Raw genomic sequence first — 21,241 nt, forward strand, 5'->3', positions numbered from 1 at the left:
AACTTCATTCTAAGTATTATATGAAATTGAACCAATTAGGGAGTTCCCTTTTCCTTAGCGGGGAATATCCTAACCGGAAAAATAACGCTATTTTCTTATGCTATACTGTACTAAAAAAGGGAACAAAGAGAGGATGAACTGTTATGGGAGGACCTTCTTTACGTCAACTGCATGCTCATCATGCCATTCATCAAGGCGGGCTAACTGGCGCTCTAGATAAGACGAGAGAAGTAGAAGAATTACTCGAAGCAAAAGAATTCAAGGTGGCGCGCCAGGCTGCCGACCACTTGATCGAATATTGGGAAACCCGCATTCTCAGCCATGCTGATGCAGAAGAGGAAGGATTCTATCAGGAAAAGGTCGATAAAAAACCGGAACTGCAGGAGGCTGTCGTCAAACTTACACGGGATCATGACCTGCTCCGAATCATTGTAAAAGAGCTCAAAGCCGGGATCCGTGAAGAAGGGCTTACGCCTGAAGTTCTTCAGCAGTTCCACGCGCTTCTGGTTGTCAATGCTATTCATAGTCGGGAAGAAGAACGTTTGTTGTTTGAGGAACCGTCATGATCAAGATGTGGCATAACGATTCACTTTCTCTATAAAAACGTACCGAAGAAATAGTCCAACGCCTCCTGCGAGTATCTGTCATCTCCTTGCCAAGCTGCTACGGAATAAAAATCATGATTGCCGTGCTGTCGTTTACGAGGCGTGTCCTGTGGGACCAGCAGTCCGGCATATCCCCACACCTCCATGACTACATCACGCTCGTTTTTGCTGGATGGAAACACATCCTTCCAGCGCTTTTCCAATTGACGTGCACTGCTTTGAGCCTCACAGTTCTGAACAGCTTCGAGCATGTTATGGATTATAGCTAGATCCTCATCGGAAACCTGAACATCCTCTTCTTGACTGAACAATTCAAGGTCCATCCAGCAATATAGAAGGTGGTTCAGACGAATACCGCCCCATTTGATTCGTTCAAAATTCAGTACATTCAAATCTTCATTGACGTATTCATTATCAGACATCACTTTATTAAAATTACAGTCCCCACAGCTACTGTAATTGGGCAGGACGACAGGCCGCTCACCATAGGTGTGCAAAGGAAGCCCAGCGGTTAATGCCCAGCTCGATAAGGCGCTTCGTAAATGAACCTTTTTCGTGGAAAGGCTGTGCAAAAATGCTGCTGCCACTCGCTCTTTTGTAGCCTTTTGCTGATGCAGCTCATGTAATCTGTTTATAATCTCGTTATGTGTAATGGTGATCGGATCGAACATCAAGCCCTTACTTTTGGCATATTCAAAATCCTCACCCGAAAAAGATCCCCGCTCCTGCTTCCAGCCGCTGGAGGACCAGAATGTGTTCATCAGTATTTTTTTTGCCTTTTTATCCACAACACATCTCCCTTACTCATCTCAACCCCTTCACCTCCAATACAAAGCTCAGGGTTGTAGTGCATTTTATGTAAGATTGCTATTCATCTTTATATTTAAAAGCAATGGCCGTATTTCCTGACCGGGGGTCAAAATAAGAAGAGATTTTCCCCCAGCTCAGTTCATATTCCATATAGGGGTAAGGCTTGGTTTGACGATAGCTTGGCTTCACGGACAAATGTTGCTGTAACAAACGATCATGCTCCCCTTGCCGCTTTCTCTCCCCTTCCTCAGACCAATTATCCCAAGAAGTTGGAAATTCATTGCCCTGAAGCGAAATCTCCACGACAATTAGGCTTGTATCCTTAAAGCATACAGACACAAAAAAATGCCGACGCAGCAAAGAAACCTGATCGAAATGATACCAGATGTAGTCATTCCCTAGCCTTCTTACAGAATGAAAATATTTCGAATACCAAGTGGTCTCTAACAACTGATCTTCTGTTAAAGATGAGTAGATAGCACGCTCACCATCGACCTGAATGATTCCCGATTCCCAGTCATTCATTGCTGCCACTCCTTCAGCTATTATGCCAATCTCCTACAGCTGCTCTCTGTCCTCATGATTGAAAATGGCCTGCCAGGCCCGATCTAGCACGTGCGTATGTAATCGTCTGGCATAGACATTTCTAACGATGGCAAGAACGATCACACTCACGAATACAACACTGAGCAAAGTGATAGAGGGAACCCAATAGTCAAACATGGCATTCGCCACCACTTGCAGCAAATGTCGTTCTGGTTGTAAATATTCTACCGCCGCAACGATGCCTGCTGCCAACAATATGATCACAGATATGATCATAAGCATTACATTGATTACTTTGTATTTGGCAAGCCCTCGCTGAAAAACGCGAGTTCCAGCATATTGCTCCAGCACGATGATCTGCTTGTGAAAATCATTTTCTACCTGCTCTACAGGCAGATCGTGCTTCTGAATAAATGCATAGGCTTTCTTCAATTCGGATTGAATAAATAAACTACTCTGGATAGCAGATCCCAGCTGACCTAAAACATTCATATCTTTTTACTCCACTTCAATAGTGTCTAACTTACGAGTATATAGGGTTGCCATGCTCTACAACACGATCGGTTCCAGACTGCTCTCTAAGTGAGCTAATCAGTAAAAATCAAAGTAACCCCGCCAGGCTCCTTCATTCTGATGCTTGGCAAAATAAAAGCTGCCTCCATCGACAATATTCAATTCGGCTTTGGCATCTGAAGCAATCTGAAACACAAATTCATAGCCCTCGCCAAAGTCGATGCCCGATTGAACAAAGCTGGGATAGCCACCGATTTTGTGAACCGCATATATTTCCTCTACGATGTCCTCAAAATAGTCGGGTTCCTCCTCGTCCAAATGGTTGAGGGCATCGCCATATTCCTCAGGAATGTCTTCACCGTCCCAGACCGGATAATCATTCTCTTTGAGTTCGGGGAACAGCGGGAATGCTTTGATTTGCATAAATGCCGGACCAAAATCTTTTTCAACCAAATCCTCTAACGACGTATACTCACGAATACACATATATCCTTCCATGTCCTCATGATCCAGTACATCAGGAGACAGAAAGACCGTCAACAGCTTGACACTGTGTATAACCGGAGGAACAAAGGGCAAGGCAGGCAAATACAATTGCATGATCGGAGCCATAACATTCCCCTGTACATCAATGGGTTGCTCCTCCGTTGGCAAAGCCACTGTAACTCTACCAATCCAGCTCTGTTCAAGGGAACCGGACGGTCTACGGCCCCCTGTATGGAAAATAGTAGCTTTACGTTTTAGAATCGTTCTTAGCTTCTCAATAGCGTTGCTGGACAACGAAACCACTCCTTTCTAATCTAGAATAGAAACGCAACAACATCCTCTCCTGCTTTAAAACCAAACTCACTTAAGCGGTCTTCCATCTCTTGAATCTGATGTAGATAATCTTCCTGCACAGCTGGCAGACCCTGTTCATTCACTAATGTCCCGCCGAGTCTGGCGCATGCATATTCGGCACTTTTCCACATCGTCTCAAACACAGTTTGCGGCTGCACGGTCCGTACCCCATCCATACTGAAAATCAAATCTGCAAAGCGATCCTCTGCGAGTGTACTCAACCAAAAAAATCCAGGCTCGGTTCCCGTATGTACGCTAAATAGTTCATCATAGCCTCCCAGCCCGTGATGGTGTGCATGGAAAATATCCATATCTCCCCACTCCATTCCGAGGCTCAGCATGACATCCCAGATATCCGCTCCACGGTAAGATTGGCCTTGATCCGCCACCAGCCTAAGCATGACAGCGTGTTCCCTTTCACCTTCCTGATCTGTAAATGCTTTAAGTTTTTCCGCTTTTACACGTGCACGGGCAGCATCCTCCCGAGGAAGCACATGAACGGTGCCCTTCCCCTGAAAACGCGCTGGCAGTGTGTTCATAAAGTCTGCAACCTTGGCTTCATCTAAACGAATCTGCATCTCTACATTATCGAATATATCCATACAAATACAGATTTTATCAAAATGGCATTCGCCTGCCGATCTGCGTCCCACACTAGTCCATATCTGCAAATCATGCACATGTCCATACACGATATACCCCTTAAGCAATTGCAAAATATCCTCATCTGATAACGTAAAACCGCTGAATTCCACGTCAATCAGCCAATAGATATTAGAATCAGGCTCCACTTGATGGATTCCTTTTATGGTCTTCACAGGCTCATGTTCCAACTCCACGGCAAGGATGCTAGATACATCCTCACTCCCATGTTCGGGTAAATTCATGAATCTCCCTCCTAGCTAGCTGTTTTCACTTTACAGTTTCCTATAATTCTCAATCTATATTAAACTATAACTCACCAAGCACAAAATAGTATAAAACGGTGCTGGGTCGTTGAACTTAACTTTTAGAAATTCAAAGCTTCGAAAGGGGAGAACTCGTGATGCAAAAACTTTGGCAACAAGGGAAGGCTTTGTCTCTGCCTATTATGGTGTCCGCATCGCTAATATCTGGAGCGCTGTCTGTAAGTACACCTGCGGCGAATGCGGCTGCAACCAAGGAATTGCTTCAGCTATCCGGTCAGACGACTTACTATGGAGAGGTCGAGAATGGGCAGCCCAACGGACGTGGTACGATCAAATGGAGCGAATATAAGCAGTATTCGGGTGATTTTGTGAATGGCAAGCGTTCAGGTACTGGAAAATATATAAATCAATACACGGATGCAGATGGACAAAATCATAAAGTCGTATACAACGGCACATGGAGCAATGACACGATGAGTGGCAAGGGTACGCAGACTGAAAAAGTGACACAAATGGACGGAACCGTACGTTCGAACGAGATCCAAGTAGGTACCTTTCAGAACAATGGATTACAGAGTGGCTACCAAGTGATCCACGCTGTGGCAGATCCAGACTACAGCTTCACTTATAAAAATAGCAAAGAAATACTAAATATCTTGCACAGTAATCAAGATCTGGTCCAAAGATGGCAAAAAGGAGATCTCTTCTCCGTAAATTATAAAAATGGCTCTGTCCAAAAGGAATACTCTATGTTCCCTGAAGAGACTGCTACCAAAGAACGTCAAAGACAAGCGTCCATCAAGTATCTCAAAGGAATTACTGCCGAGGTCACTCCTTATTTGCAGCAGTTTGAAAAGCTGTCCAAGCATATTCCGCTAAAATAATTAAAACGACGCGAAATATGTATTAGCCTCTACGCAAGAAGGCCTCTCTTTCTAATGGAAAGCTCCATTTGAAAAGAGTGGCTTTTTTTTGTTTCGTTATGAATGACATATAAGAACTTCGGAGCATAACACCTCCTACTATTCTCCCTTATAAATCCTCAGGAACTCATACAAATGACTTATTTTTCACTTGAATCCCCTCCTTTTTTTGCTAACCCCCACTAGATTCACTAGAATATAAGTAATTATTTTAATCATCCGAGGTGGACATCATGGCAAAAATTATGGTTCCTCCTGAGAAACTTGAGGCGGTTTCCAGGCAGTTCGCACAGGCACGTGAGCTGGGGGCACAAATTTGCGGACAACTGTCACAGCATATTCAGATGTTGGAAAATAGCTGGGCAGGAACAACACAGCAGCGCTTTTATCAGGATTTTCATAAAGCGCGTGGACAAATGGATGCTTTCACTCAAACTGTCGGTTCTGTCAGCACAGAGCTGCGTTCCATTGCAGTAAAATTCAAGGAAACAGATACACAAGCAGACACGGGTATTAATAAAGGAGATCACAGAGGACAGATCGGCAGCAGTGAAGGGGCAACTTCCGGGAAAAAAGGACCCGATCCAGCAGATATAGCTATTAACAGCATTTCAGAAGCCAATAAATGGCGCGGGCAACTGGGATTTGCCGGAACAGCTATCTATAGCGGTCTGGCTTCCACACTTGTGCTCACCAAAACAGTAGAATTCAAGAAAAGTCTGAAGAATCCCACTCGAGCGGTTATACATAATGCGGCATGGGTGAATGGCAAGGGTAACAATGCGTTTATGCGTAATTTGGGCAAAAGCCTAAACCGCCAATTCGCTAAACCCGGTATTGTGATGAAGGGTTTAAAGGGCTTTGATCGTTTAGCTGGAAAGCTTCAAATGGGTAAGCTTGGCCTCGGATTCAACAAAGCCAATAGCTTTCCTCAGTGGACGCGGAACGTCATCGCCGGGGTGGAAAAAGGCCGTTACGGCATAGCCACCCGCCAAATTCCCGGCATGATTGCCAAAAAGCTATACCCTATTAATGCCACCATGAATATTGTGGGCGAGGGTATCAGTCTGGCTGGAAAATGGAAAAGCGGGAAGCTTACCGGAACGGATGTGGCTGTATCTGCTTCTAACGTAGCGATTAAAACCGCTGCAACTTATGGCGGTGCTGTTGCTTTGGGAGCCGTAGGCGGCGCTATCGGTGGTCCGGTCGGTGCAGCCGTCGGTGCTTACGTCGGCGGTACGGTGGGAAGCTGGGCAGGTGGAAAGGTCGCCAAATTCGCCGAAAAAGGGATACGTTGGGCCAGCAAACTATTTAAATGACATACACCTAACAGATGGAGAAGGAGCCTAACTATGGACAAACAAACGGTAATTTTAACGCTTGAGGAACTAGGCTTTGCCTTGACCGCACTGGGCGCAGAAGACATGGCTTCTGGTCTGCTCCAATCTTATTACGGGGAACTGACCGAAGATCGCTGGGAACTGCTTTTTCATGCCGCAACGCATAGCCTGATATCCAAGGGTTTGATGGAACAACGAGATGACGAGCAACAACAGCTTGAATTTGATGCGTTCATTGTTGAAATGCTAGCTCATCTGGTACAAAGTCGTCAGATGCTACGTGGCTACAAGGAGCAACAGGATAAGCAAAATACATTAACGATACACCATGGAAATGAACGTTTTCTGTATCATTTTTCCAGCCACAATGAACTCCATTTCTTTCGCTGGTCTTCCCCAGAAGACTGGCATCACGACATTGATCAATTGTTCGGCCTGCTTGCTTCGAACTTCAATGAGCACAGCCGATACGTCGATCTGACAGAAGAACAGTGGAATGAGTTAACCTCTTCCAGCTTCAGCATGCAGCAAATGACAACGTGGAAGCTTCATGAGTCCGCTCAGCAAATAATACAAGACTGGCGAGAGGATTTTGATCGTAATCAGTGTAGCCTAGATAATTTGAGCCAGATGATATACGCGGATACGGATGAAGATGGACCTTCCGTTACAAATCTACTATTTGTTCTTAAAGGAACGAATGATGTGTGGATCGTAAGAAATACAGAACTGGATATGCAGGCCACCCCATGTCTGCGTATTGAAAGTGTAACCGAAGCTGACTGGAGAGAACGAATAACTTATTTCATTCAGGAGTTTGTACGCGACGAGGCGGTATTCCGTGGATAAAATTGTATATCGAAGATCTTTGGCATTTTGGAAAGCCATGGGCAGCTTGATGTTTGTGCTGATTTGTCTGCTTTTGCTGCTGCTCATTTTTATCGACGAAGATATCTCAGCTCTACAAATCTTCTTCTTTATTACGTCCGCCATTGTCGGACTTCCTTTTTTCGGTAGCTATCTTGTGGTTTGTTTGAGCAGAACGCTTCGTAAGGATACCTATCTGTTCATTTTTGACGAGCACAGCATTTCCGATGGTATTCGAACTGTCCCATGGTCTGCAATCACTAAAGTCGAATTCGAAGGGGCCTCCATCCGCAAATGGTTGCGTCCTCGCTTTCCCGCCTTTATTTTTCATCTGAATGACCACAGCACCTGGGAAGTCAGCACCGATTATGTGTTGAACGATGTTGAGCTAAACCAAGCCGGGAAACAACTTCGAACTCTCATTAACCAGCATGGCAAGCCAAAGAAAAAACGTTCCTGAATAGTGCCATTGAATATGTCAAAGCTTGTCTCTATCATATGCAGCTACAAGAGCCACAACCACTGCTGCCGAGTTGGCCGCAGCCAAATCAAGATTGGAGTCAAAAGAATCCGCCGCTTCTACACCGGCAAGATCAGACAAAGAACGGACAGCCAAAAACGGAACACCAAACTGGTACGCAGTCTGAACGACCGCGGCCCCTTCCATATCCGTCACTTTCGCTTCAGGAAACTGGCTACGGATAAAATGGGCGCGCTCAGCCTGGGAGATGAAAGAGTCAGCCGTCGTAATCAATCCGTTGACGATCTGCCCCTCAATCCTGGTCTCCGCCAGCGCTTCTGTCGCAAAAGCAAGCAGCGCTGGATCGACAGGATAACTTGCCGGCATCTGTGGCACCTGTCCGTAGGTATAGCCGAACGCCGTTCCGTCCACATCGCTGTAAGTCAGCTCGGTCGCCACTACAACATCGCCAACATGCAGCGCTGGATCGAGCCCACCCGCAGACCCGGTATTAATGACAAGCTCCGGGCTAAATCGCTCAATCAGCAGCGCCGTAGTCGAGGCTGCGTTCGCTTTGCCAATTCCTGATTGCAGCAGAATAACCTCCTTGCCCTCAAGCTGGCCTGTATAAAAAATCCCGTTCGCAATCTGGGTCATCTTTATCCCTTCGATCTGCGCTTTCAAATCTGCTATTTCTTCCTCCATGGCTCCGATAATCGCTATACTCAAAGTTCTTCTCGCTCCCTCCATGAATTCCTTGTATTCCAGCTTATACTTGAAAAATACCCGTTGCTGCGATGCGCTGCACCGCCTCCAGCAGCCTTTCTTCACTGTTCACCAGACTGACCCGCACATAAGAAGCTCCCGCACGACCAAAGCCTTCTCCAGGGGCGACCGCAACATGTGCCTCGTCCAATAAAAAGTCTGCAAATGAAGCGGATGTGTAACCCTCTGGCACCTTGAACCAGGCAAAAAAAGACCCTTGGGGAACAGCTACATCCCAGCCAATACCTCGTAACGCTGCAATGAGAATATCACGGCGCCGCTCATATAACGCCGCGAGTTCCCGTACCGGTTCCTGCGTGCCCAGCAATGCCACAGCCCCCGCATCCTGTACCGCTCCAAAAACAGTGCTGTAGGCATGCGTATGATAATGCTTGAGCGCACCAATGATGGACGAATTTCCCACTGCAAAGCCGAAGCGCCATCCAGCCATGTTATACGTTTTGGAAGCCGTATACGTCTCGACGCCATATTCCTTGCCGCCGGGGATTTGCAATAAACTAATCGGCTTATGCCCGTCAAATCCAAGAGCACCGTAAGCAAAATCATTCATAACCGGAAACTGATATCGAGCGGCATAATCCAGCGTCTTTGTCAGAAAATCTGCAGTAGCTACTGCTCCAGTCGGATTGTTCGGATAATTAATCATGAGCAATTTGACCTGCTCTGCGATTTCTTCCGGCACGGTTGTATAATCAGGCAAGAAGCCATGCTTCTCATCAAGCGGAATCGTATGAATATGGGCTCTTGCCAGCGCAGCAGCGGAATAATATTGGGGATATGCCGGATCGGTGGTCAATAACCAATCACCGGGATTCAGCAGCGCCTGTGGAATCCCCATTACGCCTATGGCTGAGCCGTTGAATATGGCAACCTCCCGGTCAGGATCCAGCTCCACCTGATACTCCCGTTTATAGAACGCGGCGACAGCCTCCAGCGTGCTTTTTTTCCCATGAAAAGGTGGATAGCCCTGATTGATCGGTTGATCGACCGCTTCCTTCAAAGCGCTGATGATATGCGCCGGTGTTGGCTGATCCGGGTTGCCGGCTGCCAAATTGATTACATCTATTCCTTTGCTTTTATACAGATTCACTTTGTCATCCATTGCGCTAAAATAGTTGTCAGGCAGAGCCTTGACGAGATCAGAGGATGAAAAAATCACGTTCATCTCCACCTTTTATCCATAAGATACAGGCTGACAACGTCAGCCCGCAGAAGATAATACCCCATATTATTTGAAATAGCTTGGTAGCTTGTAGCCTTCATAAACAGGATTCGATTGGATGTACTTTTGGAATTCATCTGAATGATATCCTTCAATAATGTCTTTGACGAAGGGCTTATCCTTGTTCTTGTTGTCCACAGCTACCACGTTCGTGAACGGATCTGTCATATTTTCAAGCTTTAATGCCGAGGTCAGCTTTATTCCATTCGATACAGCAAAGTTCCCTTGTATAGCCGCAAAATCAACATCCTCTAGTGCACGTGGCCCCTGTGCCGGGTCGGTAGCAACAAATTGCAGATGATGCGGATTAGAGGTGACGTCATTCACCGAGGTTTGCAATGGATCGATTTTGTCCTTTAACGTAATCCAGCCTACTTCCTTCAAAATATTCAGCGCACGCAGCATATTGACTGGCTCGTTGGGCAGGTTGATTTGGGCTCCATCGCTGATTTCGTCAAGGCTGGTGTGCTTGCTGGAGTACAATCCCATTGGAGGAGTCGGGACCTGCACAGCACCAATCAGATCAATATTCTCCCGCTTATTCATAGAATCCAGGTAAAGCGAATGCTGGAACACATTAGCATCAATATCCCCCTTAGCCACGGCTACATTGGGCTGAACACCGTCTGTAAACTCTTTATATGTAATCGTATAGCCTTTCTTCTCCAAATATGGAGCCACACCATTCTTAAACTGATCGCTATATGGACCGGGATTAAAGCTGATATGCAGTGTTTTCTTTTCTTCACCCGCAGCGTTGCCCAACGTATTCTTGCTGCCGCAACCTGAAATAAAAAGCACGACTGCTCCCAGCAGCAATATAAATGAAATCCATGGTTTCTTCATTTTGATGTCTCCCCCTGCTCCTTGATATCATCTACTTTTGGTGAGTTAGAATGTTACAGTCGCTCAAAATACCAAGTAATTTGATGCGTTTTATAGATATTACAATGATTTTTTATTCACTGTCAACAACATTTAATTACGCATCTTCTGCATAGCAAAAAAGGGGGCACAACAGGAGATCCTCCTGAAAGCAAAACACTTCACAAGTTTGTCATATACTTCCGTTTTAAAAATACCCCATAGGGGTATTTTAAATATGTAATTAAAACCCTAAAGGAGCTGTAAATATGAGAATGCAATGGGCTTTGCTCGCTGGTGCAGTCATGATTATTTTGAGTGGGTGCGGGAACAGTAACATGTCGAACCAGGAGCACACGACAAACAGCAGTCAACAACACGACACATCGGATATGAACCATTCCACTTCCAGTGAGCTTCCTGCCGGACTAAAAGAAGCTGAAAATCCAGCCTTCAAAGTTGGTAGCCAAGCGACTATCCAAGCCGACCATATGGCAGGCATGAATGGGGCTACTGCCACGATTGTTGGTGCTTATACGACTACTGCTTATACAGTCTCATATACTCCAACCACTGGAGAAGAAAAAGTGAATAATCATAAGTGGGTTATTCATGAAGAGATTAAAGATGCAGGTAGCGAGCCCTATGCACCGGGCACAGAAATTATCCTTGGGGCAGATCATATGAAGGGGATGGATGGGGCTAAGGCTACCATTGATTCCGCCGAGCCAACGACTGTATATATGGTCGATTATACGCCGACTACAGGAGGAGAGCCTGTCAAAAATCATAAATGGGTGACGGAGAGTGAGCTTTCAGCCCATTAGAACTCTTACAACACAGGCGCTTATGATAGCAAAAGGGAGCCTTACATCGGCTCCCTTTATACGGCTTTATTTGAGTTTGGACAAACCTACTTTGCTAAATTCAGCTTGGCATCCTTGATGTCATACAAAGTCCCTTTGTTGGTTTCTACAAGCTTTTTCATTTGTTTGTTGGCTAGTCCATTCGCAGGCACGATTGCATTAAAAATAACACCATTTTTCTGTAATTGCTCGTTGATTTCATCTACTGAAAAACGGGCTTTACCCAGAGCTGTATTTTTATCATGAACTGGTGCATCTGTAATGAATATAATTGTTTTGGAATTAGAATTCTTGGGAAATTTACTTATAGCTAACTGAATAGCCTCTAATCCCGATTCCTTCAAATCCCCGCCAGCGGAAGGGCGCAGCATATTCAAATTACCTTTTAACTTGTTTTTATCGGTCGTAAACTCCAAAAATTCTAAATCTTTATCTGCCTTCAGATTGATATCCCGAAATGCAACGACAGCAAATTGGGAACCTGCTGGAACGGAATCAACAAAGCCTTTCACCTTCTGTCTCACATAATCCAGCGTCCCTGTCATACTACTCGTAACATCTATAACGAACACAATATCCGTAGATTTGGAGAAGGTGGTGGATATCTTTTTCAGAATCGTTGGATTGGATTGTGATTCGGAAGCATCTTCATTTTCCTCCATTAATTGTTCACTTTCACTGGTTGTCAAAACCTGCGGTGGGGCAAGGAAAATCACAACGCTCTGAGCTGCAATATTCCACTTTACCTTCGCACCCAGCGCCTCACTTACAAAGCGAATAGGAACCATTACTTTGCCGTTAATGAGTCTTGGCGCCGCATTGAGACGCACTAATTTTCCGTTGATATAGGCATCCCTGGAGCCTACAGTTAACTTGATCGTTGTATTTCCTTTGGTTGCAGTAACGGTCTTGGTAGCTCCATCCCACTTCACTTTCGCCCCAAGCGCCTCAAAAACGGCACGAAATGGCACCAGCATACTTCCGCTAATAGAGGTCGCAGGCTGCTCATATTGTTGCAGTTTACCGTCTATAAACACCTCAACCTGCTGAGCCTTGTTATTATTTATAGGAACAAATTGGGGTACAGACGCTGCCGAATTTCCCGACTGATCGATCATTTTGATATAAAAGTAATATCCACCTGTAGATAAATTCAGGTTACTCAAAGGGTAGCTAAACGTTGTTTCCGGTTCGAACTGAATCCGTTTAATTAATTGAGCATCCGCATTTTTGACCATAACATATGAAGTGTACGTGGGTTGAATATTTTTCAATTTCAAACGAACCGAAAATGACGTACCTGAAGAGTTGATTGTAAATGTACCCGGAAAATTTTCTCCAGACGGGATAGACAAAGGGATTTCCGGTGACTCATCCACCTCTTGGTCCACTTTAGGCTCCACGACAGGCTGGGTTACTTGAGGTTCAATGACTTTCGGTTCATCCACAGGTTGAGCAACTTTGGGTTCACTGGGAGTGGGAATCTCTTTTATATTGGTCTCCACCTCAGGCTGCGTTACTTTCGGCTCCTCAGCAAGTGGAGTTACTGTAGATTCATCGACTGACTGCACAGTCCCTTTCATAGTTATAGCTATAGGAAGTTCTATATGATTTTCTGATCCTGGCCCAGGTGCTGGTCGTGAATCTGCAATCGTAATTGTGGAGTTGGCATAATCGATCGTAAAGTCACCAGAAGGAATTTCAATGTTGTTGCTATACAGACGAATTGGTGTATCAGGCTTAATCGTAAACGGGAGATCAAATTTAAACACTCTGTTTACTCCATTACCATCATCAAGAATAAGCTTAAGCTTATCTCCATCTTTGAATACTGTCGAATTGGCAGCCTGAACACTTTCTGTACATAAAGTGAACAACCCTACGAGTATCGTTAAAAACGAAAGTAGGAACATCATTCTTTTGAGCTTCATTCTTATTTCCCCTTTTGAATCTATAGTCTTGTCGGTAAATCATAGCATAGGGTTAGATGAAGTTCATGCCATCTGATTACAGTTATGGATATGCGAACTCACTTTTTCCATCATTCGCGCTCTGTTCATCTGTTCAATGTTCATATGTATCTCCTTGGCCCGCTTCTTCAACGTGGCATACGTAATATGGCCGCCTTCAGTGCTTTAGTGCCTTCTTCGCTTTTCAAATAATCCGACGGTGTTTCGTTGCCAAGTGCGGGGACTTTTCGATCCATCCAAGTCAGGCAAATATTCCCCCATATCGGGCAGCAGCACAATCTGAATCTCCTTGGGAATTTTACTTTCGACCACTTTTGCTCTTATAGCCGGATCTACCTGTGCATACCGCTCCTGATAGATCTGAACCATGTTGGCCCAGTTCTCCGGCTTAAACTCTTTCAAATATATGTCTCTCATCTACGAACCCTCCTTAGGGCCTCAGACAACGCTTTTCATGCTGGAGCAACCATTCTTTTCTCCATAGCCCTCCTGCATAGCCCGTTAGTTTCTGATTGGAACCGATAATTCGGTGACATGGAATCACAATGCTCAGCTTATTTTTTCCATTAGCACTGCCTACGGCTCGGATCGCTTTTTCATTTCCAATAGCAAGAGCAATATCTTTATAAGCTGTCGTTTTACCGTACCCCACGGACACCAGAGCATTCCATACTTTTTGCTGAAAATCCGTACCTTCAAAGGCATAAGGAAACGTAAACTCAAAGCGCTCTCCTTTAAAATACTCGTCAAGCTGGGTAGCGCATTCCGCTAATACTTGGATTGGAACCTCTTCTATAGCCCTCGTTAAGGGCTCATTCCGATTAGAGAACATAATAGAATAGACAGCCTCATTTGTGCCCTGTATCTCTATCTCTCCAATCGGCGATACATACTTCAATACGTAAAGTTCACTCATAAAAGGATACAACCTCCTTCCTTATCTATTCCTTACTCAACTTTCTATACTCACTAGGAGAACAATGGTTCAAGCTGCGAAACGCCTTATAGAAATGGGAGGAACTTTGGAATCCCGTCTCATAACAAATCTCAAGATTCGTAAGATTTGTACTTTTAAGAAGATAGGCTGCCTTATCTACTCTTATTTTTTCCAAATACGTACGCGGGGTTTCGGCGGTTTCCTGTTTAAAGATCCGATCCAAGTAAAAGGAGCTTATTCCGATATGATCCGCAATATCCTGCAATACAATTTTTTCCTTGTAATGATTGACCAAGAAGGTTACTACATTCTGCACAAGTCTGATATACGGCGAATGGTCTGTATGGGGCTGGCATCTTTTGCAAGCACGAAAACCCGCCTTTTCCACTTTGTCCAAATCAAAGTAAAACTCCACATTTATTTTCTTCGGCTTTTTGGATCGACAGGAAGGTCGGCAGTATATGCGGGTTGTTTTCACAGCAGTAAAAAACAACCCGTCATACTTACGATCACACGCTATAATTTTCTCCCACATTTCTTCAAAAGAAAGACTAAGGTTAGCCATGATCGAATGCTCAGTCCTTTCTATAGTTCATATTCATCTAGCTCAAGGATTTTGCAAAATCCTCATAAAAATGTGATGTATCTTGAAGCTCTATCAACTGTTCTGCATTCTTTTGCAAAGCAACTATTATCTTATCAGAAAATGCATTTCCAAAGCTAAACCGTTTAACTCCTAACTGCTGAAGCTGGTGGACATTCGTCAGACCCGGCAGGGATAAAACATTAAGCGGAGCATGTATATGAAACACAACTTCCCTGATCTCTTCATCACGCTTTAATCCTGGAACAAAAATTCCGCTCGCACCACTATCCACATACGCTTTGGCCCGCTCTATGGTCTCTGAAAGTGGGGCATCCATCTGCAAATATGTATCCGTTCTTGCGTTTATAAAAAACTTTTTAAACCCACGCGTATCCAATGCTGTTCTTATTTTGGACAACAGGTTACTGTGCAGGCCCACTTCTCGAAGTCCCTTTTTCGTTTTCAAAGAATCCTCAATATTAATCCCTGCAACTCCCACATCGGCTATCCTTAAAACATGCTCAACAATCGTTGCCGTATCCTCCCCATATCCTGCTTCAATATCTGCCGACACTGGAATCTGAACATGCTCAGCAATCGTCCGAATAATGCTTACATGCTGGTCAAAATCAATAAGCTCTCCATCTGAGAATCCAAGCGTATTGGCAATTCCCCAGCTCGTCGTACCTATCGCCTTAAAGCCTGCCTTCTCCAGAGCCACCGCAGATAGCATATCCCAGGCGTTCCCTAAAAATAAAAGTTCCTCTGATGTGTGAAGTGCATGAAACTGATGAATTTTGTTCATAAATATAGCCTCCTGATATGTGATGTAACTCATTTTATCAAGAGGCTATCTTTGTTTCGTCCTCATTCTTGCACTTATGATCTGTAGGAATCTAGGAACAACTAGGTCCATTTATTCACATATAAATCATAATTTTTGAAAAAAACGGTTATTTAAGCTCTATTCAATCATATCCTTCTTATCTATACTCTTGCTAAATCAATTCGAGTTAGATGCAAATCTACGCTTTTAGCTTTTAGCTTTTAGCTTTTATCCTTTCACAATTACATTATTATAGGAGGAGTTATATGTATAAAATAAGCAATAAACTCATTTCCAATAAAACAAAGTTCCTTATGATCTTGCTAAGCTTTACTGTAATCGCTTCTTTCTCTAGCTTGTCGGGTCCACCTGCCAAGGCTTTTGCTGAAGAGAATGGAACTCCAGTACAGAAAACGATCGATTTAAATGAGGGCTTCGACAACTCAAATGAAGCTAGTATAGAGCCATTATCCCTTACCAGCGAAGCAGCTACTAGCCAAGAAGCGGTTACAGCTATTGATCATGATGCTAATTTCTCACCTTCAACACTTCAGTTTCTGAAGGCTAATACAGGACTCGACGGTGAGCAATGGGATAATATTATGAAGCTAGTGAACAAACCAGAGCAAGATTCTTTGAAATGGACTGAATTCTATGGATATGCTGAAGATATCGGCGATAATCGCGGATACACCATTGGTATCTTTGGAGCAACAACAGGCGGTTCAAATGATACGGGACCCGATGGTCCGGACTTATTCAAAGCTTTTGATGCTGCTAGTGGAGCTAGTAACCCTTCCATTGCAGGTGGATTAACACGTGCTGGCCTGAAGGGGAAAATGAGTGGTTCGATTCTAAAGCTCAGCGATAGCGATAGTGTTATCAAGAAGAAGATCAACGCTCTCCAAAACAATGAAGCTTGGAGAGAAGCCATGTGGCGTACGTTCTATGACACCTATATCGAATATAGTGTACAGCAAGCACAGAAACGCGGATTTAATACTGCTCTGACGATTGGATCATTTGTCGACACAGCACTCAATCAAGGCGCTACTGGTGATTCAGGTAGCCTTGAAGGAATCCTCTCACGTTCAGGCAGTAGTACGAATGAGAAGAAGTTCATGACTAGCTTCTATGCTAAGCGTACATTGGTTGTCGATACCAACGATTATAACCAACCTCCCAATGGTAAGAATCGTGTGAAACAATGGAGTTCTCTCTTAGCTTCTGGTGAAACAGATCTTAAGAACGCAGATGCAGCCGTGATCAAAGCAACTAATTGGGAACTGAAGTAAATACAATATACGTCATGAGGAGGACATATCGTATGCCCTCCTTTATCTATTTTCATGAACATTGAGTTGGCGATGACTGCTGACAACGTCCCATTCTCCCATACAGTTCCTCTCATCATTCGAGTATGTAGGTCGCGTGTACAAATAGAGAGACTGCCCCGGAAGCCCGAAAGTTGCAAGCTCCTGAAACAGTCTTGTAAAATGGTTTATGAAGTCGAATTAAGGCCGTTAGATGATTCGATAGCCAGATGGAAGTCTACCGCTACTGCGGATATTACGGATTTGCTGCAACGTCAGACGTTGATTGGTAGAGATAATAGATTCCACATCATTCCCGCGAATCAGATCATCCAGGTCGGCGATGTTGCGATTGCCTCTAAACACATGGAAGTTACCTCTAAACCGCGTGCCAGCAAAGAGTACAAGTGTAGCATTGCTGCTAGTAGAAAAGAAACGCAGACTTTCGATGCCGTCGAGAATGTTATCGGTATTACGAATGCCTAGGTTTCCTCTGAATACTCTCCTGGAACCCCGAAAATTTTCTTCGTTGTAGACTGTAAGACGTGGATACGTTTGAGATACATATGCTTTGTTGTCCATGTAATAATTCCTACTTTCAACTTTATCTTATGCTTCACCATCCGATTGGCGCGGGCCTCGCAGCATCCATCTAAAAATAGTTATGTGATTGAATAGAGCAGATGCAGACTTGAAAAAGGAACATATGTTCTGTATAATCTACCTTAGCAATTTGGAAAATTTTGAACTAACGGAGATGCGGACATGGACGATAAATTTATTGAGGAACTACGTGAAATTAGCAGAAACGACAAGCGAAGATCCGAATTTCTTATTAAGGGTATGAAGGAAACACTTCAGGAAAGAAAAGAAAAAAACTTTATCGAAAGATGGATTTGGCGACAAAAAAATAAGAAGCTTATAGCGCGGAAGTTTAAATCCTAGTAGATATAACAACTGAATCTTCATAGCTTCATAGCACTTTACAAGTGCTTAGGTCATAGCTCATTTTTAGGAGGTAGAGTCATGATTGAGCTACTAGTCCCAAACGACGATATATTAAATCAAAATCAATTTTTGGCTGATGAAGTTCGATACAATTTGATCCATCGAATTTGTGAGTCAGAAGGGTCAACATGCCTCAAAACGTCCGATAAAAATATGATCTTTGCTCAATCACCCGGACATAAGGCTTGGCTATGGATCTCACAACAAATCACAGATAATCATAAATTGACCTATATAGAAGAACTCTTACGTTATTTAAAAGGAACCACCCTATACCCCGCCTAATTTGCGAAAGAAAGGTTTTGCCAGCGCAATGGTATCCGAGCTATGTTGCATTTTGGAAAATGAGCATTTAGTACCCATGCTATATGCAGATTTAAAAAATTCGGTTTCCAATCAAGTTTATAATAATATCGGCTTTGAGGAAGGCGGCAAAATCACTGATATTGCGTTTGAATAAGCCTTCCTACTGCAAGAGAGCATGTTATTGCTCATTCAAATCAAAGAAGGCCGCAATGTCACCTTCATCACTGGGCCTCCTCTTCACTTATCTATACACTTTACTCCGTAACACCCACTTGTGTTTGAACTGAGGATCTTCGTGTAAGTAAATACGTAGCCACAATAGCGATACCAACCCCTGCTGCTCCAAACCAGGTGATGGAAGACAGCGAAACCTGACCAACAACTACACCGCCAATTCCGGCTCCGGCTGCCATAGCAAACTGCATTGTAGATTGATTGAGACTCAGCATCACACCGGAAGATTCAGGCACAAGTGTGACCAGATTATATTGTTGAGTAGGTCCAGTTGTCCAGGCTGCGAACGACCAAAGGATCAATAAAGCAAATACTGCGATCAGGGAATGAGCGGCAAAAGGAAGCAAGAGTAAGGAAATACCGTGCAACACCATACCCCCTAATAATGTAAAGGGTATACCCTTTTTATCCGCACTGTACCCACCAATTTTTGACCCGATTAGACTGGCAATTCCGAAGGCGAGCAATACTGAGCTTAGCATATCCTCTCCTACACCTGATACATTCAGCAAATACGGTGAGATGTAAGTATACGCGAGTGAATAACCACCTAGCCAAAAGAAGGTAATGCCTAATCCCAAAGCAACTTCAGGCTTTTTCAGAAGAGCAAACTGTTGTAGTAAGGGGACAGGTCGATCTCCTTTTAAGCGGGGAATTGTCATAGATATAACAATTAGGGCAATAATCCCTGTCAACGCGATGCCGAGAAATACGGTTTTCCAGCCATATGCAGAAGATATCATTCTCCCAAGCGGCACCCCAATAATCAGCGAGGCTGTAAAACCCATAGTAACCGTAGCAATAGAACTGGCCTGCTTGCCGGCTGGGGCAATTTTCGCAGCAATGCTCAGTGCTGTAACCACGACCATCCCCGCCCCGAGGGCCATAAGAATACGTGCGGCGATAAACATTCCAAAACCCGGCAGAACAAAGGAGAGGACATTGGCTACTGCAAATAATCCGAGGGAACTCAAGAGCAGCTTGCGTCTGTCCCATTTAGCGGTTACTGCCATCAGGATCGGCGTGCCAATCGCGTAAGCAAGGGAAAAGACTGTAATCAGCTGGCCCGCTGCGGACACCGTAATCCCCATGGTTGTTGCAATCTGATCCAAAACGCCTGAGATAATGTATTCGGATGTGCCTACCAAAAAACTAACAATTGCCAAAATATACACTTTCCATGTACTCTGCATTTTCTAGTAACGCCTCTTTCTTTTTATATTTTTATATTTTTACAAATATCGAAATTAAGACTAAAAAAATTTATGTTATTAAGAACGGGGCATATTTCTGCGCTGCTTCCACATCCAAGCTATAATAAATAAACGTCCCCTCTTTACGGTATGTGAGCAACCCCGACTCTGCCATTTGCTTCAGATGGTGCGATAGCGTTGAAATAGCTACACTGTTCAGCTTCTCGCCCAGCACAGAGCAGCATTGGTCGCTTTCCTCTTTTAGCAGAAGTGCTATCTTGAGACGAGTCGGTTCTCCAAGTGCTTTATATATTTTTACAGCCTGCTGCATCTCTGTTGTATCTTTCACCCTGTTCGGCTCCCTTCTGTTCCAGTCTTAATTTCGATGTTTGTCGAAATAAAATTATCACAAACATTTGTAAAAGTAAATACGTTTATTATAAAGGTACAGCTATTTTACACTCTGTGGTGTAAATGATGTTCTTTCTCATCCGATAAATAACCCCCCATCCATAAAGGATGGAGGGAAAAATGATCTGAGTAGAGAGAGAGTCATGGATGCCATGGCGTTAATTCGGGCTTGCCGTGGGTCTGACAATAATTTCATTAACATCTACATCTGCTGGCTGCTCCATGGCATACAGAATGGAACGGGCAATGGCATCAGGCGAAATCGAAATACGACGGTACTCTTTCATTCCTTGCCGGGCCTCTTCATCTGAAATACTGTCAGCAAGCTCAGATTCGGTTACTCCTGGCGATACCAGCGTCACACGAATATCTCCCCCCACCTCCAAACGCAATCCTTCAGAGATCGCCCGAACCGCATACTTCGTTGCGCAATACACCGCTGCAGTTGGGGTTACACTATACGCGCCAATAGAGGCGATATTGATAAACTGACCAAATCCTTGCTTTTTCATAATCGGAAGCCCTGCCGCAATCCCATGCAGAACGCCCCGTATATTTACATCAATCATGCGATCCCATTCCTCTACCTTCAGGGCTTCTAATTTTGAAAGAGGCATCACTCCCGCATTGTTCAAAATGACATCCACACGCCCAAATGTTTTTTCCGCGTACTTAATGAACGCTTCCATCTGGTCCCTCTTAGTCACATCCAGTTGCTGATAATCAGCCGATCCACCTTTAGAACGAATCTCAGATGTCAGAGCCTCTAGTCGCTCTGTGCGTCTGGCCCCTAATATTACATGAGCCCCATGGTGAGCAAGTAAACGGGCAGTAGCTTCACCGATCCCACTGCTTGCCCCCGTAATAGCTACGACTTTCCCTTTAATATCCAACATTCTTATTCCTC

Annotated in this window: 26 protein-coding genes; 9 read left to right on the forward strand and 17 right to left on the reverse strand. The window is 44.3% G+C overall.

The features are described from left to right. Positions 1 to 143: 143 nt before the first annotated feature. Positions 144 to 566, forward strand: a complete 423-nt coding sequence (locus ACUUJN_RS18925) for a hypothetical protein (RefSeq protein ID WP_076295517.1) — start codon at positions 144 to 146, stop codon at positions 564 to 566. Between the two features lie 29 nt (positions 567 to 595). On the opposite strand, the gene ACUUJN_RS18930 is transcribed toward ACUUJN_RS18925, so the two are convergent. The 5 genes from ACUUJN_RS18930 to ACUUJN_RS18950 form a co-directional block, all read right to left on the reverse strand. Then, positions 596 to 1,393 carry a hypothetical protein gene (locus ACUUJN_RS18930; protein ID WP_076295518.1) on the reverse strand — a complete coding sequence of 266 codons (798 nt, stop codon included), beginning with the start codon at positions 1,391 to 1,393 and terminating at the stop codon, positions 596 to 598. A gap of 79 nt (positions 1,394 to 1,472) precedes the next feature. Continuing rightward, the gene (locus tag ACUUJN_RS18935) at positions 1,473 to 1,940 is read right to left on the reverse strand and encodes a hypothetical protein (RefSeq protein ID WP_023989714.1); all 468 of its coding nucleotides are present in this window, start codon (positions 1,938 to 1,940) and stop codon (positions 1,473 to 1,475) included. Positions 1,941 to 1,973: 33 nt separating this feature from the next. Then, the gene (locus ACUUJN_RS18940) at positions 1,974 to 2,453 is read right to left on the reverse strand and encodes a DUF6097 family protein (protein WP_076295519.1); all 480 of its coding nucleotides are present in this window, start codon (positions 2,451 to 2,453) and stop codon (positions 1,974 to 1,976) included. A 99-nt stretch (positions 2,454 to 2,552) separates the two neighbouring features. Then, the gene (locus ACUUJN_RS18945; RefSeq protein ID WP_076295520.1) at positions 2,553 to 3,254 is read right to left on the reverse strand and encodes a DUF1963 domain-containing protein; all 702 of its coding nucleotides are present in this window, start codon (positions 3,252 to 3,254) and stop codon (positions 2,553 to 2,555) included. 20 nt (positions 3,255 to 3,274) lie between these two features. Continuing rightward, positions 3,275 to 4,201 (reverse strand): cell division protein ZipA C-terminal FtsZ-binding domain-containing protein, encoded by a 927-nt coding sequence (locus tag ACUUJN_RS18950; RefSeq protein WP_338532706.1) that lies wholly within the window; start codon positions 4,199 to 4,201, stop codon positions 3,275 to 3,277. Positions 4,202 to 4,359: 158 nt separating this feature from the next. Here ACUUJN_RS18950 and ACUUJN_RS18955 point away from each other — a divergent pair, with 158 nt between their 5' ends. The 4 genes from ACUUJN_RS18955 to ACUUJN_RS18970 all read left to right on the forward strand — a co-directional run bounded on the left by ACUUJN_RS18955 (position 4,360) and on the right by ACUUJN_RS18970 (position 7,812). Beyond that, entirely contained in the window at positions 4,360 to 5,106 is a 747-nt protein-coding gene (locus tag ACUUJN_RS18955) for an MORN repeat-containing protein (protein WP_338532707.1), read from the forward strand. A gap of 272 nt (positions 5,107 to 5,378) precedes the next feature. Beyond that, the gene (locus ACUUJN_RS18960; protein WP_053325887.1) at positions 5,379 to 6,464 is read left to right on the forward strand and encodes a WXG100 family type VII secretion target; all 1,086 of its coding nucleotides are present in this window, start codon (positions 5,379 to 5,381) and stop codon (positions 6,462 to 6,464) included. A gap of 33 nt (positions 6,465 to 6,497) precedes the next feature. Beyond that, positions 6,498 to 7,334 (forward strand): hypothetical protein, encoded by an 837-nt coding sequence (locus ACUUJN_RS18965; RefSeq protein WP_053325888.1) that lies wholly within the window; start codon positions 6,498 to 6,500, stop codon positions 7,332 to 7,334. Continuing rightward, a complete protein-coding gene (locus ACUUJN_RS18970) occupies positions 7,327 to 7,812 on the forward strand; it encodes a DUF5381 family protein (RefSeq protein ID WP_023989721.1) in 486 nt (161 codons plus the stop codon). Before ACUUJN_RS18965 ends, ACUUJN_RS18970 begins: the two co-directional genes overlap by 8 nt. An 18-nt stretch (positions 7,813 to 7,830) precedes the next feature. Here ACUUJN_RS18970 and ACUUJN_RS18975 read toward each other — a convergent pair whose 3' ends face one another. The 3 genes from ACUUJN_RS18975 to ACUUJN_RS18985 all read right to left on the reverse strand — a co-directional run bounded on the left by ACUUJN_RS18975 (position 7,831) and on the right by ACUUJN_RS18985 (position 10,666). Further along, complete coding sequence (locus ACUUJN_RS18975) at positions 7,831 to 8,541, reverse strand: 5'-methylthioadenosine/adenosylhomocysteine nucleosidase (RefSeq protein ID WP_013311357.1); 711 nt, start codon at positions 8,539 to 8,541, stop codon at positions 7,831 to 7,833. 40 nt (positions 8,542 to 8,581) lie between these two features. Then, positions 8,582 to 9,757, reverse strand: a complete 1,176-nt coding sequence (locus ACUUJN_RS18980) for an aminotransferase class I/II-fold pyridoxal phosphate-dependent enzyme (RefSeq protein WP_081365969.1) — start codon at positions 9,755 to 9,757, stop codon at positions 8,582 to 8,584. A gap of 69 nt (positions 9,758 to 9,826) precedes the next feature. Then, positions 9,827 to 10,666, reverse strand: a complete 840-nt coding sequence (locus ACUUJN_RS18985; protein WP_071558422.1) for a MetQ/NlpA family ABC transporter substrate-binding protein — start codon at positions 10,664 to 10,666, stop codon at positions 9,827 to 9,829. A 287-nt stretch (positions 10,667 to 10,953) separates the two neighbouring features. Here ACUUJN_RS18985 and ACUUJN_RS18990 point away from each other — a divergent pair, with 287 nt between their 5' ends. Next, positions 10,954 to 11,511 carry a YdhK family protein gene (locus tag ACUUJN_RS18990; RefSeq protein ID WP_339200636.1) on the forward strand — a complete coding sequence of 186 codons (558 nt, stop codon included), beginning with the start codon at positions 10,954 to 10,956 and terminating at the stop codon, positions 11,509 to 11,511. 86 nt (positions 11,512 to 11,597) lie between these two features. On the opposite strand, the gene ACUUJN_RS18995 is transcribed toward ACUUJN_RS18990, so the two are convergent. The 5 genes from ACUUJN_RS18995 to ACUUJN_RS19015 all read right to left on the reverse strand — a co-directional run bounded on the left by ACUUJN_RS18995 (position 11,598) and on the right by ACUUJN_RS19015 (position 15,848). Further along, positions 11,598 to 13,481, reverse strand: a complete 1,884-nt coding sequence (locus ACUUJN_RS18995) for a stalk domain-containing protein (protein WP_484668810.1) — start codon at positions 13,479 to 13,481, stop codon at positions 11,598 to 11,600. 167 nt (positions 13,482 to 13,648) lie between these two features. After that, positions 13,649 to 13,756, reverse strand: a complete 108-nt coding sequence (locus ACUUJN_RS19000) for a hypothetical protein (RefSeq protein WP_484668811.1) — start codon at positions 13,754 to 13,756, stop codon at positions 13,649 to 13,651. Positions 13,757 to 13,950: 194 nt separating this feature from the next. Beyond that, positions 13,951 to 14,436: a methylated-DNA--[protein]-cysteine S-methyltransferase gene (locus ACUUJN_RS19005; protein WP_076157426.1), complete on the reverse strand. Its 486-nt coding sequence runs from the start codon at positions 14,434 to 14,436 to the stop codon at positions 13,951 to 13,953. Positions 14,437 to 14,461: 25 nt separating this feature from the next. Further along, positions 14,462 to 15,022: a bifunctional transcriptional activator/DNA repair enzyme AdaA gene (locus tag ACUUJN_RS19010; protein ID WP_076157436.1), complete on the reverse strand. Its 561-nt coding sequence runs from the start codon at positions 15,020 to 15,022 to the stop codon at positions 14,462 to 14,464. Positions 15,023 to 15,059: 37 nt separating this feature from the next. Further along, positions 15,060 to 15,848 carry an isocitrate lyase/PEP mutase family protein gene (locus ACUUJN_RS19015; protein ID WP_028542253.1) on the reverse strand — a complete coding sequence of 263 codons (789 nt, stop codon included), beginning with the start codon at positions 15,846 to 15,848 and terminating at the stop codon, positions 15,060 to 15,062. Between the two features lie 287 nt (positions 15,849 to 16,135). On the opposite strand from ACUUJN_RS19015, the gene ACUUJN_RS19020 reads away from it, so the two are divergent. Beyond that, positions 16,136 to 17,164 carry a chitosanase gene (locus ACUUJN_RS19020; RefSeq protein ID WP_068942127.1) on the forward strand — a complete coding sequence of 343 codons (1,029 nt, stop codon included), beginning with the start codon at positions 16,136 to 16,138 and terminating at the stop codon, positions 17,162 to 17,164. A gap of 228 nt (positions 17,165 to 17,392) precedes the next feature. Here ACUUJN_RS19020 and ACUUJN_RS19025 read toward each other — a convergent pair whose 3' ends face one another. Then, positions 17,393 to 17,764, reverse strand: a complete 372-nt coding sequence (locus ACUUJN_RS19025; protein ID WP_484668812.1) for a hypothetical protein — start codon at positions 17,762 to 17,764, stop codon at positions 17,393 to 17,395. Between the two features lie 444 nt (positions 17,765 to 18,208). Between ACUUJN_RS19025 and ACUUJN_RS19030 the strand changes: the two genes are divergently transcribed. Further along, positions 18,209 to 18,475: a hypothetical protein gene (locus ACUUJN_RS19030; protein ID WP_231517237.1), complete on the forward strand. Its 267-nt coding sequence runs from the start codon at positions 18,209 to 18,211 to the stop codon at positions 18,473 to 18,475. Between the two features lie 28 nt (positions 18,476 to 18,503). Next, positions 18,504 to 18,650 carry a hypothetical protein gene (locus ACUUJN_RS19035; protein ID WP_254347592.1) on the forward strand — a complete coding sequence of 49 codons (147 nt, stop codon included), beginning with the start codon at positions 18,504 to 18,506 and terminating at the stop codon, positions 18,648 to 18,650. 100 nt (positions 18,651 to 18,750) lie between these two features. On the opposite strand, the gene ACUUJN_RS19040 is transcribed toward ACUUJN_RS19035, so the two are convergent. The 3 genes from ACUUJN_RS19040 to ACUUJN_RS19050 form a co-directional block, all read right to left on the reverse strand. Further along, entirely contained in the window at positions 18,751 to 19,923 is a 1,173-nt protein-coding gene (locus ACUUJN_RS19040; RefSeq protein ID WP_340981907.1) for an MFS transporter, read from the reverse strand. 70 nt (positions 19,924 to 19,993) lie between these two features. Beyond that, on the reverse strand, positions 19,994 to 20,272 hold the full coding sequence (locus tag ACUUJN_RS19045) for an ArsR/SmtB family transcription factor (protein ID WP_013311367.1): 279 nt from the start codon (positions 20,270 to 20,272) through the stop codon (positions 19,994 to 19,996). Positions 20,273 to 20,492: 220 nt separating this feature from the next. Beyond that, positions 20,493 to 21,230: an SDR family oxidoreductase gene (locus ACUUJN_RS19050; protein WP_028542250.1), complete on the reverse strand. Its 738-nt coding sequence runs from the start codon at positions 21,228 to 21,230 to the stop codon at positions 20,493 to 20,495. Positions 21,231 to 21,241 lie beyond the last annotated feature (11 nt).

Source organism: Paenibacillus sp. LRG-1, from assembly GCF_057220305.1.

What these genes read in the sequence shown, in the direction of transcription:
- ACUUJN_RS19025 (WP_484668812.1), bottom strand. Translation starts at nt 17,764, where the DNA reads ATGGACAACAAAGCATATGTATCTCAAACGTATCCACGTCTTACAGTC.
- ACUUJN_RS19050 (WP_028542250.1), bottom strand. Translation starts at nt 21,230, where the DNA reads ATGTTGGATATTAAAGGGAAAGTCGTAGCTATTACGGGGGCAAGCAGT.
- ACUUJN_RS18995 (WP_484668810.1), bottom strand. Translation starts at nt 13,481, where the DNA reads ATGAAGCTCAAAAGAATGATGTTCCTACTTTCGTTTTTAACGATACTC.
- ACUUJN_RS18950 (WP_338532706.1), bottom strand. Translation starts at nt 4,201, where the DNA reads ATGAATTTACCCGAACATGGGAGTGAGGATGTATCTAGCATCCTTGCC.
- ACUUJN_RS19020 (WP_068942127.1), top strand. Translation starts at nt 16,136, where the DNA reads ATGTATAAAATAAGCAATAAACTCATTTCCAATAAAACAAAGTTCCTT.
- ACUUJN_RS19040 (WP_340981907.1), bottom strand. Translation starts at nt 19,923, where the DNA reads ATGCAGAGTACATGGAAAGTGTATATTTTGGCAATTGTTAGTTTTTTG.
- ACUUJN_RS19010 (WP_076157436.1), bottom strand. Translation starts at nt 15,022, where the DNA reads ATGGCTAACCTTAGTCTTTCTTTTGAAGAAATGTGGGAGAAAATTATA.
- ACUUJN_RS18940 (WP_076295519.1), bottom strand. Translation starts at nt 2,453, where the DNA reads ATGAATGTTTTAGGTCAGCTGGGATCTGCTATCCAGAGTAGTTTATTT.
- ACUUJN_RS19035 (WP_254347592.1), top strand. Translation starts at nt 18,504, where the DNA reads ATGGTATCCGAGCTATGTTGCATTTTGGAAAATGAGCATTTAGTACCC.
- ACUUJN_RS18925 (WP_076295517.1), top strand. Translation starts at nt 144, where the DNA reads ATGGGAGGACCTTCTTTACGTCAACTGCATGCTCATCATGCCATTCAT.
- ACUUJN_RS18990 (WP_339200636.1), top strand. Translation starts at nt 10,954, where the DNA reads ATGAGAATGCAATGGGCTTTGCTCGCTGGTGCAGTCATGATTATTTTG.
- ACUUJN_RS19005 (WP_076157426.1), bottom strand. Translation starts at nt 14,436, where the DNA reads ATGAGTGAACTTTACGTATTGAAGTATGTATCGCCGATTGGAGAGATA.
- ACUUJN_RS18955 (WP_338532707.1), top strand. Translation starts at nt 4,360, where the DNA reads ATGCAAAAACTTTGGCAACAAGGGAAGGCTTTGTCTCTGCCTATTATG.
- ACUUJN_RS19015 (WP_028542253.1), bottom strand. Translation starts at nt 15,848, where the DNA reads ATGAACAAAATTCATCAGTTTCATGCACTTCACACATCAGAGGAACTT.
- ACUUJN_RS18935 (WP_023989714.1), bottom strand. Translation starts at nt 1,940, where the DNA reads ATGAATGACTGGGAATCGGGAATCATTCAGGTCGATGGTGAGCGTGCT.
- ACUUJN_RS18960 (WP_053325887.1), top strand. Translation starts at nt 5,379, where the DNA reads ATGGCAAAAATTATGGTTCCTCCTGAGAAACTTGAGGCGGTTTCCAGG.
- ACUUJN_RS19030 (WP_231517237.1), top strand. Translation starts at nt 18,209, where the DNA reads ATGATTGAGCTACTAGTCCCAAACGACGATATATTAAATCAAAATCAA.
- ACUUJN_RS19000 (WP_484668811.1), bottom strand. Translation starts at nt 13,756, where the DNA reads ATGGATCGAAAAGTCCCCGCACTTGGCAACGAAACACCGTCGGATTAT.
- ACUUJN_RS18985 (WP_071558422.1), bottom strand. Translation starts at nt 10,666, where the DNA reads ATGAAGAAACCATGGATTTCATTTATATTGCTGCTGGGAGCAGTCGTG.
- ACUUJN_RS18965 (WP_053325888.1), top strand. Translation starts at nt 6,498, where the DNA reads ATGGACAAACAAACGGTAATTTTAACGCTTGAGGAACTAGGCTTTGCC.